Raw genomic sequence first — 15,709 nt, 5'->3', positions numbered from 1 at the left:
CAGTGTGCGCTCAGAGCCGGGCCGCGGCAAAGGTGTCGCAGTCCTGGACGCGGCCGTTGGCCAGGCCGCGCTTGAACCAGGTCACCCGCTGCGCGCTGCTGCCGTGGGTGAAGCTGTCGGGCACCACCTGGCGGCCGGCGGCCTGCTGCAGGCTGTCGTCGCCGATGTGCGAGGCCGCGTTCAGCGCCGACTCGATGTCGCTCTCGTCCAGCCAGTGCTTCTGGGCGTTCGAATGCTGGGCCCAGACGCCGGCGAAGCAGTCGGCCTGCAGCTCCAGCCGCACCGAGGTGGCGTTGGCCTGCACCTCGGACTGGCGCGCGCGTATCGCGTCGACCTTGCCGGTGATGCCCAGCAGGTTCTGCACGTGGTGACCGACCTCGTGCGCCACCACGTAGGCCTCGGCGAATTCGCCGGGCGAGTTGAGCTGGCGCCGCAGCGTGTCGTAGAAGGCCAGGTCGATGTAGACCTTCTGGTCCTCCGGGCAGTAGAACGGGCCGGTCGCGGTCTGGCCGGTGCCGCAGGCGGTGGGCGTGGCGTTGCGGAAGATCACCAGCGTCGGCGCGGTGTAGCGCCGTTGGGACGCGCTGAAGATCTCGCCCCACACGTCTTCGGTGCTGGCCAGCACGGTGCGCACGAACTGGGTCGTGGTGTCGTTGGCGATCGGTCGGTGCGCGGCCGGGGCCGACTGGGTCGCCACCGGGGCGCCCCCACCGCCGCTGAGCAACCCCAGCACCGTCAGCGGATTGACGCCGAAGATCCAGCCGGCCAGCAGCGCGATGACCACGCTGCCCACGCCGATGTGGCCGCCGCCGATGCGGAATCCGCCGCCCCCTCCGAGGTCACTGCCGCCATCGTCGCGGCGGTCTTCGACGTTGTCGCTCTCCCGATTGCCTTCCCAGCGCATGCTTGCCTCCCTGTGGTTGGAACGCGGCCCGCCTCAGGTCCGGCAGGTCCGCGAGCGCCATTGTCGCCAGTTGCGCCCCGGCCGGCCGTGCGGCTCAGCGGCCGGCCTGCGGCGGCGTGCCGGCGAGGTGCGCGTCGAGCGCCAGCACCCAGGCATCGGCGCTGGCGTCGGCTTCGTTCAGGCTGACGATGCCCACGCCGGCATCGGCCAGCATCTTGGCCGAGGCTTCGTTGTAGCGGGCCTGGTGCGGCTTCCGGCGCAGCCACACGACCTCCTTGATGCCCACCTGGATGATGGACTGGGTGCAGCGCGGACACGGAAACTGGGTGGCGTAGATCCGGCTGCCGGTCAGCGGCAGGGTCACGCAGTTCAGGATCGCGTTCATCTCGGCGTGCACGACATAGCTGTGGCGCGACAGGTACGGATCGTCGTCCTGGTCGGACCAGTACACCGGGTCGGCGTCCGAGCAGCCGCGCGGCAGGCCGTTGTAGCCGACGCCCAGGATGCGGTGGTCGGCGCTCGCGATGCAGGCACCGTTGCGGGTCAGGCCGTCCTTGGAGCGCGCCGAAGCCAGCAGGGCCACGCCCATGAACATCGCATGCCAGCCGATCAATGCCGTGTTGCTCATACCCTGTGTCGCGGCGCGCTGCAGGCGCGCAAAGTCCCGTCGGCGGCCAGCATAGCCGATGCCGGCAGCCGCTATGCTTGCGGCCCATGTCCACCCCCTCCGCCCTGCCGTCCTCCCCGGGCCTCGCCCCCCTGCCCGCCCCCCCGACGCTGCTGGTGATGGGCACCGGCAGCGTCGGCGGCTACCTGGCCGGCGCGCTGCAGGCCGCCGGCGCACAGGTGCATTGCGTGGTCCGTCCGCGCATGCTGCAGGCGCTGCAGGCGCACGGCCTGACCGTCAGCGACCTCGATGGCCGCGACACCCGCATCCCGCCCGCCGAGCTCCGGCTGCACGCGCAGGTGCCGGCCGGGCTGCGCCCCGACCTGGTGCTGCTCACGGTGAAATGCGGCGCCACCGCCGAGGCGGCCCGCGAACTGGCAGCGGCGCTGCCGCCGGGGACGCCGGTGCTGTCGATGCAGAACGGCATCGGCAATGCCCAGGTCGGCGAGCAGGTCGCGCCGGACCTGGTCTGGCTGGCCGGCATGGTGCCGTACAACATCGCCGAGCTGGCGCCCGGCCACCTGCACCGCGGCACGCAGGGCCGGCTGGCGGCGCAGGAGGCCCCCGTGCTGCGCCGCCTGCTGCCGCTGTTCGAGCGCGCCCGCCTGCCGCTGCGGCTGCATGCCGACCTGGCCCCGGTGCAGTGGGGCAAGCTGCTGCTGAACCTGAACAACCCGGTCAACGCGCTGTCGGGCCTGCCGCTGCGCGCCGAACTGCTGGACCGGGGCTACCGCCAGATCTTCGCCGCGCTGCAGACCGAGGCCCTGGCGGCGATGGCCGCGGCCGGCATCGCGCCGACCCAGATGGCGACCGTGCCGCCGCACCGCCTGCCCATGCTGCTGCGCCTGCCCAACCCGCTGTTCCGCGTGCTGGCGCGGCGCCTGCTGCGCATCGACGAGAAGGCCCGCTCCAGCATGGCCGACGACCTGGCGCTGGGCCGGCCGACCGAGGTCGACGCGATCTGCGGCGCGGTGCTGCGGCTGGCCCGGGCCCATGGCGGCAGTGCGCCGCTGAACGAGCGCATCGCTGCGCTGGTCGGGCACTGGCCGCCGCCCGGCGTCCGCGCCAGCTCGGCCGCGCTGAAGAAGGCGCTGGGGCTCTGAGCGCACCCCGCCCTCGCGCCGCCCGCCAAAAAGCACCGCTCCCCCACCCTCGCGGCTGTGCAGGCAAGGCCAACGGGGCTAGCATCGACGCCACTGTTCAACGCGCCACGGAGATCCCCATGCCGTCGCCCTTTCGCCCCGCCACCGACCTGCTGACCCAGTACGCCCGCTATCACCGGGATCCGCGCAACATCGTCACGCACTTCGTCGGCATTCCGCTGATCGTCTTCGCCATCGGCGTGCTGCTGGCCCGCCCGGCGCTGGGCAACCCGCTGGCCGCCGGGCTGGCGCTGACGCCGGCGTGGCTGTTGTGGCTGGCCGCCACGCTGTGGTACCTGACGCGGGGCCAGTTCGTGCTGGGCCTGGCGGTCAGCGCCTTGAACTTCGTCCTGCTGGCGCTGGGCGCGCCGTTGGCGCATGGCGCCACGGCGCACTGGCTGGCCTGGGGCGTCGGCAGCTTCGTCGCCGGCTGGATCATCCAGTTCATCGGCCACTACTACGAGGGCCGCAAGCCCGCCTTCGTCGACGATCTGGTGGGCCTGCTGGTCGGGCCGCAGTTCGTCACCGCCGAAGCCTTGTTCGCGCTCGGCTGGGGCCAGTCCCTGCGCCGCGAGATCGAGCAGCGGGCCGGCCCGCCCCGGCTGCGCGACCTGACGCTGCCCGCCACCTGAGACCGGCCGCAGCGGCCCGCGTCAGGCCGGAGCCGATCCGGGCGCGAGCCAGTGCAGCAGTTGCTGCGTCACCTCGGGCCGCCTGAGCAGGTCCAGGTGGCCCATGCGGTAGGCGATCCACTGCCGCGGCTTCGGAAAATCCAGCCGCAGGCGCGGGTCGTCGTGTTCGCCCAACGCGCTGCGCAGCGGCACCAGACCGTCCCCCACCAGACGCTCGGCCAACGGGCCGCGCCGGGGCGCCAGGCAGGCGGCCACCGCGAAACAGGCCACGCCGGGCGGCAGCGGCAGGGGCTGGCGCCGGTCCGGGCTGCGCCGGAAGCGGTCGTGACCTTGCCAGTCGGCGTCCAGGGCGTGGCCGTAGCGCAGGTCGGTGATGCCGGCACTGCGCAGCCGGCCCAGGCGTGCAAAGGGCGCCGTCCACGGCGTCGCCGCCAGCAGCAGGTCCAGCCCGTGGCCGGCGCGTTCCAGCGGCGCGCCATGGTGCGGCGTGCCGAGAAAGACGATGTGCCGAAGCCGACCGAGCCAGGGCAACCCCGCCTCGGCAGCGGCGTGACAGGCGCTGCGCATCACCAGCCCGCCCATGCTGTGGGCCAGCACGGTGATCGAATCCACCGGCACCGGCCAGGCCGCCACCAGGCGGTCCAGCTGCCTGGCCAGCTCGTGGCCGTTCTGCGAGGTGTGCAGGCCGCTGTTGTAGCGCCCGTGGACCCGCGTGGCGGCGAGAGCCTCGGCCAGCACCTGGCCGTGATCGACCGCTGCGCCGCCGCGCAACGGGTGCCATTGCAGGTCGTTCATGCACAGGCCATGCAACAGCAGCAGCAGGTGGCCGCGGGCTTGCGCGGCGGGCGGCATCGTCCGCACGCCCTCGGGAGCCACGCACACCGCACCATCGCAGCGCAGCGTCATCGGGGTGGCGAACGGGCTGCCGCTGGCGGCGAGCCGGTCGCCCATCACGCCGTTCAGCGCCGCCAGCACCGCTTCGCGTTCGGGCGATTCGGGCGCCGCCGCCTCGGCCGCTTCCAGCGCCGGCTGCAGCGCGCCCAGCAGCCGCTCGGCGCCCCCGCCCACCCACTGCGCCATGCCGCGCACGCTCTGGTAGACCCAGCCGGTCAGGCCGCCGGTCCGCCCCGGCGGCGCGCCGGCGCTGAGTCCCAGCACGCCGTGAACCGAGCGGTGCACGCCTTCGGCCACCCGCGACACCGCCACCACGGCCTCGGTCGCAAGGCCCGCCGCGCCGCGCAGGTCCGACGCGCGCAGATGATGCAGCGGCGAGCGCTTGGACGTGGCGGGGGCGCGGACCATGGATGATCGACCTTGAATGCGATCGTGCAGTCTGCCACGGCCCACCGCATGCCGGAGCGCGCGTCCCGGGGCCGGGCGCTTGCGTTGCCGCCGCACCCCAACGCCTAAAATGCCGGCTTCCCCGCACGCGGGCCGCCGGCCCGTGGCGGCGCCAGGCCTCGCCCCATGACCCGCAAACTCTTCGTCACCACTGCCCTGCCCTATGCCAATGCGCCCTTCCACATCGGGCACATGATGGAGTACATCCAGGCCGACATCTGGGTGCGGGCGCAGCGGATGAAGGGCGCCGAAGTGCATTTCGTCTGCGCCGACGACGCCCACGGCGCGCCGATCATGATCGCCGCCGAGAAGGCCGGCAAGACGCCTCAGGCCTTCGTCGGCGAAGTCGCGGCCGGGCGCAAGCAGTACCTGGACGGCTTCCACATCGGTTTCGACAACTGGCACTCCACCGACGGTCCCGAGAACCACCAGCTGGCGCAGGACATCTATCTTGCGCTGCGCAAGAACGAGCTGATCAGCGTGAAGACGATCGAGCAGTTCTTCGATCCCGAGAAGGGCATGTTCCTGCCCGACCGCTTCATCAAGGGCGAATGCCCCAAGTGCGGCGCCAAGGATCAGTACGGCGATTCGTGCGAGAGCTGCGGCGCGGTCTACGCCCCGACCGAGCTGAAGCATCCGTACTCGGCGCTGTCGGGCGCGACGCCGGTGATGAAGAGTTCGGACCATTACTTCTTCAAGCTCTCCGACCCGCGCTGCGTCGACTTCCTCGAAGGCTGGACGAACACGCCCGGCCGGCTGCAGCCCGAGGTGCTGAACAAGATCAAGGAATGGTTCACCAAGGACGCCGAAGGCAATGGCGGCCTGGGGGACTGGGACATCTCGCGCGACGCGCCCTACTTCGGCATCCAGATTCCGGATGCGCCGGGCAAGTATTTCTACGTCTGGCTGGACGCGCCGATCGGCTACCTCGCGTCGCTGAAGAACTACTTCGGCAAGATCGGCCGGGACTACGACGCCTTTTTTGCCGACCCGGCGGTGGAGCAGGTGCATTTCATCGGCAAGGACATCACCTACTTCCACACGCTGTTCTGGCCGGCGATGCTGCATTTCAGCGGCCGCAAGACGCCGGACAAGGTCAACGTGCACGGCTTCATCACCGTCAATGGCGGCGAGAAGATGAGCAAGAGCCGCGGCACCGGCATCTCGCCGCTGAAGTACCTGGAACTGGGGCTGCACCCGGAGTGGCTGCGCTACTACATCGCCGCCAAGCTCAATGCACGGGTCGAGGACATCGACTTCAACCCCGACGATTTCATCGCCCGCGTCAACTCGGACCTGGTCGGCAAGTACATCAACATCGCGAGCCGGGCCGCCGGCTTCCTCAGCAAGCGCTTCGGCGGCATGCTCAGCGCGGACCTGGGCGTGGAAGGCCGCAGCCTGCTCGACACCTTGCGTGCGCACCGCAGCACCGTGGAAGAACTCTACGAGGAGCGAGAGTTCGGCAAGGCGCTGCGCGAGGTGATGGCGCTGGCCGACAAGGTCAACGAATTCGTCGATGCCAACAAGCCCTGGGAGCTGGCCAAGCAGGAGGGCGCGGACGCGCGCCTGCATGATGTGTGCAGCACCTGCATCGAGGCCTTCCGCCTGCTCAGCATCTACCTCAAGCCGGTGCTGCCGGCCCTGGTGGCCCAGGTCGAGGCCTTCCTGAAGGTCGAGCCGCTGGCCTTTGCCGATGTCTCGCGCGCGCTCGGCGGCCACGCCATCGGCGAGTACAAGCACCTGATGCAGCGGGTCGACGCCAAGCTGCTGGAGGCCTTGTTCGAGGCGCCCGCCGCACCCCGGCCGCTGCCGGGCGGCGAAGACCTGGCTCCCGAGATCAAGATCGACGATTTCGCCAAGGTCGATCTGCGCATCGCCAAGATCGTCAAGGCCGAGCACGTCGAAGGCTCCGACAAGCTGCTGCGCCTGACGCTGGACGTGGGCGAGGGACGGCTGCGCAATGTCTTCAGCGGCATCAAGAGCGCCTACCGCCCCGAGGACCTGGAAGGCAAGCTGACGGTGATGGTGGCCAACCTGGCCCCGCGCAAGATGAAGTTCGGCCTCAGCGAAGGCATGGTGCTGGCCGCCAGTCACGCCGACGAGAAGGCCCATCCGGGCATCTTCGTGCTGGAGCCCTTCCCCGGCGCGCAGCCGGGCATGCGGGTGCGCTGACCCGGCCGGCGCGCACCGCGCCTACAGCCTGAAGCTGCCGACCAGGCGGCTCATCTGCTCGGCCTGTTCGCGCACCGCCTGCGATGCCGCCGCGGACTGCTGCACCCGCACCGCGTTGCCGCGGGTCATCTGGTCGATCTTGCCGACGGTGCCCACCACCTGCGCCATCGAGGCCGCCTGCGCCTCGGCGTCGCCGGCGATGCCGCCAATCATCCCCGAGACCCGGCCGACGCTGTCGACGATCTGGCGCATCGACTGGCCGGCCTCGCGTGCCAGGCGGGTGCCATGCTCGACGCGTTCCACCGACCCGGTGATCAGCGTCTTGATTTCGCGCGCGGCCGCCGCGCTGCGCTGGGCCAGCGAGCGCACCTCGGCAGCCACCACCGCAAAGCCGCGGCCCTGCTCGCCCGCTCGGGCCGCTTCCACCGCGGCGTTCAGCGCCAGGATGTTGGTCTGGAACGCGATGCCGTCGATCACGCCGATGATGCTGGCGATGCGGCCCGAGGCGTCGTGGATCTCGGTGATGGTGCCGACCACCTGATCGACCACGTCGCCGCCGCGCGCCGCCGAGTTCGCGGCCTCGACCGCCAGGCCGTTGGCCTGGCGGGCCGCGGCGGCGCTGTGGCGCACGGTGTCGCCCAGCGATTCGACATGGCCGGCGGCGTCCTGCAGGTGGGCCGCGGTGTCCTGGGTCTGGCGCTGCAGGTCGTCGTTGCCCGCCGCGATGTCGCGCGAGGCCTGGCTCATCGTGCCGGCGGCGCGCTGGATGTCGGCCAGCAGCTCGCGCAGGCGGTCCTGCATCAGCCCGACCGCGCGCAGCACGCGGCCCAGCTCGTCGTCGCGCCCTGGCGCCACCGGCACCGACAGGTCGCCGCCGGCGATGCGCTCGGTGGTGCGAACGGTGACCATCACCGGATCGAGGATGCCGCGCATGATGCGCCACAGTGTCAGCCCCACCGCGCCGAGCAGCAGCGGCATCAGCACCAGCAGCCAGGTGCGCTGGCGGGTCAGCGTGGCGTCGCGCCGCGCCAGCACCTCGTCGATGTTGCCCAGCACCGTGTCCGACAGCCCGGCCTGCAGGTGCGAGGCCTGGGTGAACGCAGCCGCCATGCGCGGCAGCGGGTAGTTGACGTCCAGCTTGGCGGCATCGATGGTCTGGGTGACCATGCGGCGCTGCGGCGCCAGCTGCGCCAGCGCCTGGGCCAGTGGCGCCGCATGGGCCGGATTGGCCAGGCGGGCCCGGTCCAGGTCGTGCTGCAGCAGCCCGGCGTTTTCCTGGTAGCGGGCCTGGGCCGCGGCCACCGTGCCCACGTCGTCGACCGCGGCTGCATTGGCCACGGCGCTCAGTTCGGACAGCGCATCGGCGACGCGCGGGCCGTCCTGCAGACCGGCGATGATCGCGAAGTAGGCATCGGCCTCGGGGTCCAGCAGCAGCGATTTGTCGGCGTTGAGCTGGGCCATCGCCTCCATCGCACGGTCCATCACCTCGCGATGGGCCAGCAGCATGTGCTGGACGTCGAGCTGGTGCGCCCCGACCGCACGCGCCATGGTGTCGAAAGCCTGCCGGATCGGCCCCAGTTCGGCCACGCGCTGCGGGTCGGCGCCGGCCGCCTTCAGGGCCTGGGCCACCGCGTCCAGGCGCTGGTCGACCTGCCGGGCGGCCTCGCCGCGGCGCGCCTCGGCCTCGGGCTGCGTCGCCAGCGCCAGCGCCGCGAGCTCGCGATGCTGCTGGATCTGCGTCAGCGCCTGCTGCCAGGCCCGGTCGGCCGGCAGCGCACTGCGCTCGGAACGGACGAAGGCGAGATCGCCGCTGTCGCGCAAGTAGAGCTGCGTGCTGGGCACCAGCGCCAGCAGCATGCAGAGCACGGCGACCGCGGACAGTCGCGAACGCAGGCTGGCCTCGGACAGCCATCGAAAAGGTGTGTTCACAGGGTTCTCCATGCCGTGTCGCGCCGCCACTGCGACGCTAGTGCCAATGGCTGGTGAGTATCGGAATTCATCGGCCCGCGGCGCAGATGAAAAGCGCTGTCATCGAGGCGCTGTCGCGGTGTTTGCCTGTCACATGGCGGTCATCTTCGACCCGCCCGGACCGGCGTCTTGCGGAACGGGCCCGCAGCGCGCCTCATACGCCGGCGGACGCGGTCTTCAAGTCGAGCACGAACAAGCCGGAGCCGCCTTGCTTGGCCCGCCGCTTGGCCCGCGCGGCGGCATTGGCCACGTCTTCCGGACGCACCGACTCGTCTCGCCCGGCCACGCGGACGATGCCGATGCTCATCGTCGTCAGCGGATGGAAGCGCTGCACGCCGTAACGGTCCTCGGCCATCACGCCGCCGGCCTCGCGCGCCGGCTCGTCGTACAGCGTCAGCGCGTCCGCGTTGAAGGTGTCGACCACCGCCTGGCAACGGCGGTCCCAGTCGTCGCTCTGGAACAGGATCACGAAGTCGTCGCCGCCGACGTGGCCGACGAAGTCGCGCCGCGCGTCGGCTTGGCCGAGGATGGCCCGCGCCGCCAGGTGGATCATCTCGTCGCCGCGCCAATAGCCGTACAAGTCGTTGAAGGGCTTGAAATGATTCAGGTCGCAGTAGCAGGCGACGAAATCGCGCCCGGACCCGAGCAGGCGCTGGATGTGCTGGGTCAGCGGAATGTTGCCTGGCAGCAGGGTCAAGGGGTTGGCGTGGCGCGCGGCCTCGATGCGCGCCTCGGTCACCGCGCGCACCAGGTCCTCGCCGCGCCCGATGCCCCGGTAGAGCCCGCCCTGGGTGATCACGAAGCCGTCGGACAGGTAGCGCTGGTCGTCGGAGGTCAACACGGCCGTCAGGTCGTCGATGCCCGCATTGATGTCGACCAGGCGCGGCGAGAGGTTGGCGAACAAGGTGCAGGATTGGCGGCCGTAGAGCTCGCGCACGAAGGGCTTGGCGTAGCGATCGACGAAACGCTGGCGGCCGATCAGTCCGACCGGCCGCCCCTCGTCAACGATGGCCAGCGCCAGCAGCGATTCGTCGGCGTCAAAGCGGTCGAAGAGTTCCTGGTTCGTCGCCGACGGACTGACCGCCGGCGCCTCGTTCAGGAAGGTCCACGCGTTGGCGCGCTGCTGGGTCGCGCGGCGGCGCTCCGGAAAGACCGCGACATCGCGGCTGCGGATGACTTCGAGCGCTGGCGCCAGCACCTCGGTGGCGGGCTGCGGCTGCGGCCGCCCCAGCGCCCAGCCCTGGCCCAGCGAGATGCCCAGGTCGCGCACCAGATGCAGCTCGGCCGGGGTCTCGATGCCTTCGGCCACCAAGGTCGACCCCAGCGTCTCCGATATCTTGAGCAACGCCCGCAGGGTCTGCAGCTTTTCGGGATGCTGCGGCAGGTCGTGGATGAAATATTTGTCGATCTTGACGATCTCGGGCTTCAGCTCGGACCACAGCCGCAGGCTGGAGCGGCCGTCGCCGAAATCGTCTAGCGCCAGCTGGACGCCGTGGCGGCGCAGGCGGCCGACCGCCGCGGCGAGGGCCTCGAAATCCGCCACGTGCTCGTGCTCGGTCAACTCGATCACCACACCGTCGGGCGCCAGCGACGAGCCGCGCGACAGGTTCATCAGCAGTTCCAGATCGCGCTGCGCCAGCGCCGTCACCAGGGCCTCGGCGCTCAGGTTGAGGAACAGACGCCCCGGCACGCCGGCGCTCGACCAGACCAGCAGCGAGCGCCTGACGCATTCGATCTCGAGGTTGATGAGCTCGCCTTGCGCACGTGCGGCCGCGAACAAGGCATCCGGGTGGCGCCACGGGCAATCCGGGGGCGTGCGGATCAAGGCCTCGTAGGCGTGAACCGCACCATCCTGCAACTGGACGATGGGCTGGAAATTCGGCTGCAGCGTGCCGGCCGCGATCAGGCCTGTCACGCTGGCGGGGGGCTGACGGAAAGGTGCAAGAAGGTCGACCATCGGGTTCCTACGAATTCAGCTCGGGATATCGGCTGGACCCGGCCGCAATTGAGCCCTTCCGAGCTTGTCACGCCAATGTGACAGGCAAATGTGACAGGCGTGGGATCACGCCGGCAGGTCGTGGCGCCCTGCCGTCGGTCGATGCCCGCTCAGCGCTTGAAAAGCGGCGCGGCCTGGCGCAAGACCCGGGCGCATTGGGCCACCTCGGCCTCGCGCCGCGCGGCCAGCCAGCCCAGGGCCCAGTAGGCACGCGGCTCGGCATCGCGGCAGGCGTCGAACATCTGGCGCGCCACGCACAGGTCCTGGTAGCGCCCCAAGGCCTCGCCGACCGGCTTGAGCGCCGCCAGCTGGGCCGCGGTGGCCCGGGCCGGCAGCACCGCCTGGCCGAACTCCAGCCCGTAGCGCAGGCGTTTGACGCGGCGGCGCAGGCGATGGCGGGCCGCGTCGTCCAGGGTCTCGAAGCGCTGGCCCCCTTTGTGCACGGCGTGCGCCGACGCCGCCAGGCAGGACTGCAGCCAGGCGCGCAACGCCCCCTTGGGCGCAGGCGGCGCGGCCTGGGCCAGGGCGCCGCCGAGCAGCGCCAGCATCAGCAGCGTGAACTCCGGGTCGCGCGCGAGTCGGCCTGCCGAGGCGGCATCGGCCTGGGTGGGCGGGGGCAACGCGGTCCAGGGCGCGCCGGCCTCGCGCAGGGCCGGCAGCACGCTGGCGGAGATCGCGTCGAGATCGCGCGAAGCGCCCAGCGCGTCGAAGCAGCGCGACAGCGCCGGCTCCCATTGCGGCGAAGGCGCGAACCCGCCCGGCGTGCCCTCGGACTCGGCCGGCAAGGCCGGACCGAAGACCTGCAGCGCACTGCGCAAGCGCCGCAGGCCGACCCGCCACTGGTGAAGATGTTCCTCGCGATCCCCCGGGGGCAGTCGCCGCGTGACGGCGTCGTCGGCCAGCACGCTAGCGTTGGCCAGCACCTGCACCAGGCCGTTGCGCAGCATCGCGCGCACGGCCTCGCCCGGCGGCATCGACGCGCTCAGCAGGACCGGCCGGGCGTGCGCCGGCGGCGACGCCCAGGCGCCGCGGGCGAGCAGGTCGCCCCGCTCGGCCTTGCTGCGCACGTCCAGCCACAGCCCATGCCGCTGCACCCAGCGCCGGGCCAGCGCCACCAGCGCGGCGGGCGTGCCGGCGCAGAGCTCCATCTCCAACTCGCACACGGCCAGCGTCCGGCCGGCGGCACGGATGCGGCCCTGATCGAAGGCGAGTTCGACCCGCCCGCCGGCCACGCGCAGTTCGCGATGGGTGCGCAGGATGTCGGTCTCGAAGCGCACCGCCAGGCCCAGGTCGTCGCCGTCCCGGATGCGCTCGGCACAGACCTTCGGATCCAGGCCGAGGGCCCGCGCCAGCGCCGCGGCGGCCGGCGTATCAAGGTGGCGGCGCAGGTCAAGCACCGGGGCGCCCTGGCCGACCGGCAGCACCACCTCGTGCTCCAGGCGCTGCATCGGGTTGTCGCCTTCCGCCTTGAGGGTCTGCACCCAGCGCCGGCCCTCGCGGCGCAGGCGCAAGGCCGCACGGGCGAGGGCCAGGTGGCGCTCGGCGGTGTCGAGGTAGCGGGCCTGCAGGCGGGTCTGGCGCGCGGTGGCGGTCTGCACGGCCTTCAGCACCGCGGCCCGGGCCGCCTGCGGCACCTGGAACTTGAGCTCGATTTCCTGCAACTGCCCCTCCATGGCGCGGCGCCGACGACCGTGTACCGGCCGATTCTGCCCGACCCGTAGAATTGGACCCTGCCTTGTTGCTCTCTCACTGCCCTGCCGAGGGCTGGACCCGCCATGCCGCTGTTCTGGACACCGTACCAATCCGACGTCACCCAATTCATCGACGGGCTGAAGGCCGCCAAGCCGACGCTGGAAGCCGAGCAGCGCGCCGGCCGCGCGTTGCTGTGGGACAAGGCGACGACCGCCGACGACGACGCCGAGTTTCGCGCCGGCCGGGTGGCCCAGCCGGCCTATGTCTATTTCGGCAAGAACCGCTGAGCGCGGGTCCCGCGCCCGGCGCCTGGCCTGCCTTGGCTGAGTTCCGCGACGCCGCCGACGGCCGCCTGCCGGTGCCCGCCGACGCCTCGCCCCCCACCGAACTTCCCCCCACCGTGGCGCCGGAAGTCGACACGCCGCAGGAGATCGACGGCGTGGCCGTGGCACGCCTGTACGGCGAGCCGCTGTTCGCGATGCCGAACGACCTCTACATCCCGCCGGACGCGCTGGAGGTCTTCCTCGAAGCCTTCCAGGGCCCGCTGGATCTGCTGCTCTACCTGATCCGAAAGCAGAACTTCAACATCCTCGACATCCCGATGGCGGATGTCACCCGCCAGTACCTGCGCTATGTCGATCAGATCCGGCAGCACAACCTGGAACTGGCGGCCGATTACCTGCTGATGGCGGCGATGCTGATCGAGATCAAGTCGCGCATGCTGCTGCCGCCGAAGAAGACCGACGACGGCCAGGAGCCGGAAGACCCGCGGGCGGAACTGGTGCGGCGGCTGCTCGAATACGAGCAGATGAAGCTGGCGGCCGCCCGCCTGGATGCGCTGCCCCAGCTCGGGCGCGACGTGCTGCGCGCGCAGGTGACGATCGAGCAATCGCTGGTGCCTCGCTTCCCCGAGGTCTCGGTCGACGACATCCGCGAAGCCTGGGCCGATATCCTCAGGCGCGCCAAGCTGCACCAGCACCACCGCATCTCGCGCGAGCAGCTCAGCGTGCGCGAATTCATGAGCAGCGTGCTGCGCCGCCTGCAGGGCGAGCGCTTCGTCGAATTCCAGGACTTGTTCGACGTGAGCCGCGGCGCACCGGTGATGGTGGTGACCTTCATCGCGATGCTGGAACTGGCCCGTGAGCGCCTGCTGGAACTGACCCAGGCCGAAGCCTTCGCGCCGATCTACGTGCGCCTGGCCTACACGCCCGTCTGAGCGCAGGCCCGACGGCGAGCGCGCTCAGCCGTCGGACCGGGCCGCACCGCCGCTCCAGCGCTGGCGCGTCATCTGCCCCACCGCCAGCACCGCCTGGGTCCGCGAGCTGACGCCCAGGGCCCGCAGCACCGCCTGCACGTGGTCCTTGATGGTCTCGACCGACAGGCCCAGACGCCGCGCGATGTCCTTGTTCGGCTTGCCCTGCAGCAGCAAGGTCAGGACCTCGGTCTGGCGCGGCGTGATGCCCAGCTGGTCGATCGCCGCCTGCGTCGGATAGACCGACGGCGCGAGGTTGGACGAGTCGCCCGGTTTGAAGGGCGGCGGCGAGGCCTCGGCCGCGTCGCCGGCCGTCATCGCGGGCACGAAGATGCCGCCCCCCATGACCAGCTTGAGCGCGTCGACCAGCGCCTCGGTGGACATGCGCTTGGGCAGGAAGCCCATCGCCCCCAGGTCGATCGCCCGGATCACGTCGCTGGAGCGGTCGAACGCCGAAATCACCACCACCGGCAGCGCCGGCCAGTGGCTGCGCAGCTCGCTCAACAGCTCGAAGCCGTGGGCGTCGTCGAGCTGGAGGTCCAGCAGCACCAGATCGTGCTCGGCATCGCGCGCCAGCGTCTCGCGCACCGCCGAGGCGCTGGCCAGCGCCGTCACCTGCACGCCCGGCTGCAGCTTTTCGACCATCGCCTTCAGCGCGGCGAGGATCAGCGGATGGTCGTCGACCAGCAGGACTTTCATGGACGGGCGCGGCGGGTCGGCTCAGGTGTAGCGGCGCGTCACCGATTCGGCCACGCAGACCGGCTTGTCGCTTCCCTCGCGCTCCACGGTCACCTCGACGGTGAGCTGCGCGCCACCGGCCAGGGCCTCGAATGACAGCAGGCGGAAGTGGCCGCGCAGGCGGCTGCCCACCGGCACCGGAGCTGGAAACCGCACCTTGTTCAGCCCGTAGTTGACGCCCATGCGCACATCGGCGATGTCGAAGCCGCTCTCGAACAGCCAGGGCAGCAGCGAGAGCGTCAGAAAGCCGTGCGCGACCGGCGCCCCGAACGGTCCGGCCGCCGCGCGCACCGGATCGGTGTGGATCCATTGCTGGTCGCCGGTGGCATCGGCGAACTGCTGGATGCGATCCTGGGTGATGGTCAGCCAGTCGCTGGTCCCCAGGGTCTGGCCGACGCGGGACTGAAGATCGGCGAGGTGTTCGAAGCGGTTCATGGCAAGTCCGGGTCGGGAGTCCGTCGATCAGGGCGCGGCCAGCCAGGCCAGGATCGGCGCCCACTGGGCCAGATCGCGCTCGACGCGGCCCGGTGCCACGTCCCACAGCGTCAGGCCATGGGCCGCCAGATGGACGTAGTTCTGCGTGTCGCGCAGCGAGCCGATCATCGGCGCAGGCAGCGTGGCGGTGTATTGCTGCAGCCGCTCCTGGGCGAAGGTGTGGTCCTTCACGCGCATGCCCACCAGGGCCAGCGCGATGCGGCCGGCCCGCGGATGGGCGCGCAACTCGCTCAGGAAAGCGTGGGTGGCCTGGATGTCGAACAGGCTGGGCTGCAGCGGAATCAGCAGGCGGTCGGCCACCTTCAGCAAGGCATCGAGCTTCTTGCCGTGCAGGCCCGCGGGCGTGTCGATCACCGCGTGGGTGGTGCCGGCCGGCGGGCGCAGGGCCTGGCCGCCCTCGCGCACGTCCCAGCCCTGGATCGCGGGCGCCTGGGGCGGGCGCAGGGCCAGCCACTGGCGGGACGACTGCTGGCGGTCCAGGTCGCCCAGCATCACCGCGTGGCCCTGGCGAGCCAACCAGCCGGCCACTTGGGTGGCCAGCGTGCTCTTGCCAACCCCTCCCTTGGGGTTGGCCACTGCGATCACGGGCATGGATCCTCCGTCGCGTTGAGCCGGCGCCTCCGTGGGATGCCGGCATGAGCCCTATGTTAACGGCAGGGCCGGCGCGACGAAAAAAGGCCGCCGGCGTGCGCCGGCGGCCTGGACTGCTG

General features: G+C 71.2%; 14 protein-coding genes. 5 read left to right on the top strand and 9 right to left on the bottom strand.

The features are described 5' to 3' along the window. Positions 1-10 precede the first annotated feature (10 nt). Positions 11-904 (bottom strand): KPN_02809 family neutral zinc metallopeptidase, encoded by an 894-nt coding sequence (ypfJ, locus tag AC0N04_RS09725; RefSeq protein WP_474280998.1) that lies wholly within the window; start codon positions 902-904, stop codon positions 11-13. A gap of 94 nt (positions 905-998) precedes the next feature. After that, positions 999-1,532 (bottom strand): deoxycytidylate deaminase, encoded by a 534-nt coding sequence (locus AC0N04_RS09720; RefSeq protein WP_474280996.1) that lies wholly within the window; start codon positions 1,530-1,532, stop codon positions 999-1,001. A gap of 86 nt (positions 1,533-1,618) precedes the next feature. Between AC0N04_RS09720 and AC0N04_RS09715 the strand changes: the two genes are divergently transcribed. Beyond that, complete coding sequence (locus AC0N04_RS09715) at positions 1,619-2,674, top strand: 2-dehydropantoate 2-reductase (RefSeq protein WP_474280994.1); 1,056 nt, start codon at positions 1,619-1,621, stop codon at positions 2,672-2,674. 119 nt (positions 2,675-2,793) lie between these two features. Further along, entirely contained in the window at positions 2,794-3,345 is a 552-nt protein-coding gene (locus AC0N04_RS09710; RefSeq protein ID WP_474280992.1) for an Mpo1 family 2-hydroxy fatty acid dioxygenase, read from the top strand. 21 nt (positions 3,346-3,366) lie between these two features. On the opposite strand, the gene AC0N04_RS09705 is transcribed toward AC0N04_RS09710, so the two are convergent. After that, on the bottom strand, positions 3,367-4,647 hold the full coding sequence (locus AC0N04_RS09705; RefSeq protein ID WP_474280990.1) for an esterase/lipase family protein: 1,281 nt from the start codon (positions 4,645-4,647) through the stop codon (positions 3,367-3,369). 165 nt (positions 4,648-4,812) lie between these two features. Between AC0N04_RS09705 and metG the strand changes: the two genes are divergently transcribed. Continuing rightward, entirely contained in the window at positions 4,813-6,858 is a 2,046-nt protein-coding gene (metG, locus tag AC0N04_RS09700) for a methionine--tRNA ligase (RefSeq protein WP_474280988.1), read from the top strand. A 21-nt stretch (positions 6,859-6,879) separates the two neighbouring features. On the opposite strand, the gene AC0N04_RS09695 is transcribed toward metG, so the two are convergent. The 3 genes from AC0N04_RS09695 to AC0N04_RS09685 all read right to left on the bottom strand — a co-directional run bounded on the left by AC0N04_RS09695 (position 6,880) and on the right by AC0N04_RS09685 (position 12,495). Continuing rightward, positions 6,880-8,787 carry a methyl-accepting chemotaxis protein gene (locus tag AC0N04_RS09695; RefSeq protein ID WP_474280986.1) on the bottom strand — a complete coding sequence of 636 codons (1,908 nt, stop codon included), beginning with the start codon at positions 8,785-8,787 and terminating at the stop codon, positions 6,880-6,882. A 193-nt stretch (positions 8,788-8,980) separates the two neighbouring features. Beyond that, positions 8,981-10,783 (bottom strand): EAL domain-containing protein, encoded by a 1,803-nt coding sequence (locus tag AC0N04_RS09690; RefSeq protein ID WP_474280984.1) that lies wholly within the window; start codon positions 10,781-10,783, stop codon positions 8,981-8,983. 149 nt (positions 10,784-10,932) lie between these two features. After that, complete coding sequence (locus tag AC0N04_RS09685; protein ID WP_474280982.1) at positions 10,933-12,495, bottom strand: CYTH and CHAD domain-containing protein; 1,563 nt, start codon at positions 12,493-12,495, stop codon at positions 10,933-10,935. 102 nt (positions 12,496-12,597) lie between these two features. On the opposite strand from AC0N04_RS09685, the gene AC0N04_RS09680 reads away from it, so the two are divergent. Further along, positions 12,598-12,801: a DUF3460 family protein gene (locus AC0N04_RS09680; protein ID WP_474280980.1), complete on the top strand. Its 204-nt coding sequence runs from the start codon at positions 12,598-12,600 to the stop codon at positions 12,799-12,801. A 65-nt stretch (positions 12,802-12,866) separates the two neighbouring features. Then, the gene (locus AC0N04_RS09675; RefSeq protein WP_474282035.1) at positions 12,867-13,730 is read left to right on the top strand and encodes a segregation and condensation protein A; all 864 of its coding nucleotides are present in this window, start codon (positions 12,867-12,869) and stop codon (positions 13,728-13,730) included. Between the two features lie 24 nt (positions 13,731-13,754). On the opposite strand, the gene AC0N04_RS09670 is transcribed toward AC0N04_RS09675, so the two are convergent. From AC0N04_RS09670 to AC0N04_RS09660, 3 genes are read right to left on the bottom strand one after another with little or no spacing between them, the layout of a single operon-like run. Continuing rightward, a complete protein-coding gene (locus tag AC0N04_RS09670; RefSeq protein WP_474280978.1) occupies positions 13,755-14,465 on the bottom strand; it encodes a response regulator in 711 nt (236 codons plus the stop codon). 21 nt (positions 14,466-14,486) lie between these two features. Then, positions 14,487-14,939, bottom strand: a complete 453-nt coding sequence (locus AC0N04_RS09665) for a MaoC family dehydratase (protein WP_474280976.1) — start codon at positions 14,937-14,939, stop codon at positions 14,487-14,489. Between the two features lie 27 nt (positions 14,940-14,966). Next, complete coding sequence (locus tag AC0N04_RS09660; RefSeq protein WP_474280974.1) at positions 14,967-15,590, bottom strand: ParA family protein; 624 nt, start codon at positions 15,588-15,590, stop codon at positions 14,967-14,969. Positions 15,591-15,709 lie beyond the last annotated feature (119 nt).

This window comes from Ideonella sp. sgz306126 (assembly GCF_056032705.1).
This window is presented reverse-complemented; position numbering and strand designations above follow the sequence as displayed.

Excerpts from the sequence above, each read along its gene's own strand:
- ypfJ (WP_474280998.1), bottom strand. The coding sequence starts at position 904 with ATGCGCTGGGAAGGCAATCGGGAGAGCGACAACGTCGAAGACCGCCGC.
- AC0N04_RS09720 (WP_474280996.1), bottom strand. The coding sequence starts at position 1,532 with ATGAGCAACACGGCATTGATCGGCTGGCATGCGATGTTCATGGGCGTG.
- AC0N04_RS09715 (WP_474280994.1), top strand. The coding sequence starts at position 1,619 with ATGTCCACCCCCTCCGCCCTGCCGTCCTCCCCGGGCCTCGCCCCCCTG.
- AC0N04_RS09710 (WP_474280992.1), top strand. The coding sequence starts at position 2,794 with ATGCCGTCGCCCTTTCGCCCCGCCACCGACCTGCTGACCCAGTACGCC.
- AC0N04_RS09705 (WP_474280990.1), bottom strand. The coding sequence starts at position 4,647 with ATGGTCCGCGCCCCCGCCACGTCCAAGCGCTCGCCGCTGCATCATCTG.
- metG (WP_474280988.1), top strand. The coding sequence starts at position 4,813 with ATGACCCGCAAACTCTTCGTCACCACTGCCCTGCCCTATGCCAATGCG.
- AC0N04_RS09690 (WP_474280984.1), bottom strand. The coding sequence starts at position 10,783 with ATGGTCGACCTTCTTGCACCTTTCCGTCAGCCCCCCGCCAGCGTGACA.
- AC0N04_RS09685 (WP_474280982.1), bottom strand. The coding sequence starts at position 12,495 with ATGGAGGGGCAGTTGCAGGAAATCGAGCTCAAGTTCCAGGTGCCGCAG.
- AC0N04_RS09680 (WP_474280980.1), top strand. The coding sequence starts at position 12,598 with ATGCCGCTGTTCTGGACACCGTACCAATCCGACGTCACCCAATTCATC.
- AC0N04_RS09670 (WP_474280978.1), bottom strand. The coding sequence starts at position 14,465 with ATGAAAGTCCTGCTGGTCGACGACCATCCGCTGATCCTCGCCGCGCTG.
- AC0N04_RS09665 (WP_474280976.1), bottom strand. The coding sequence starts at position 14,939 with ATGAACCGCTTCGAACACCTCGCCGATCTTCAGTCCCGCGTCGGCCAG.
- AC0N04_RS09660 (WP_474280974.1), bottom strand. The coding sequence starts at position 15,590 with ATGCCCGTGATCGCAGTGGCCAACCCCAAGGGAGGGGTTGGCAAGAGC.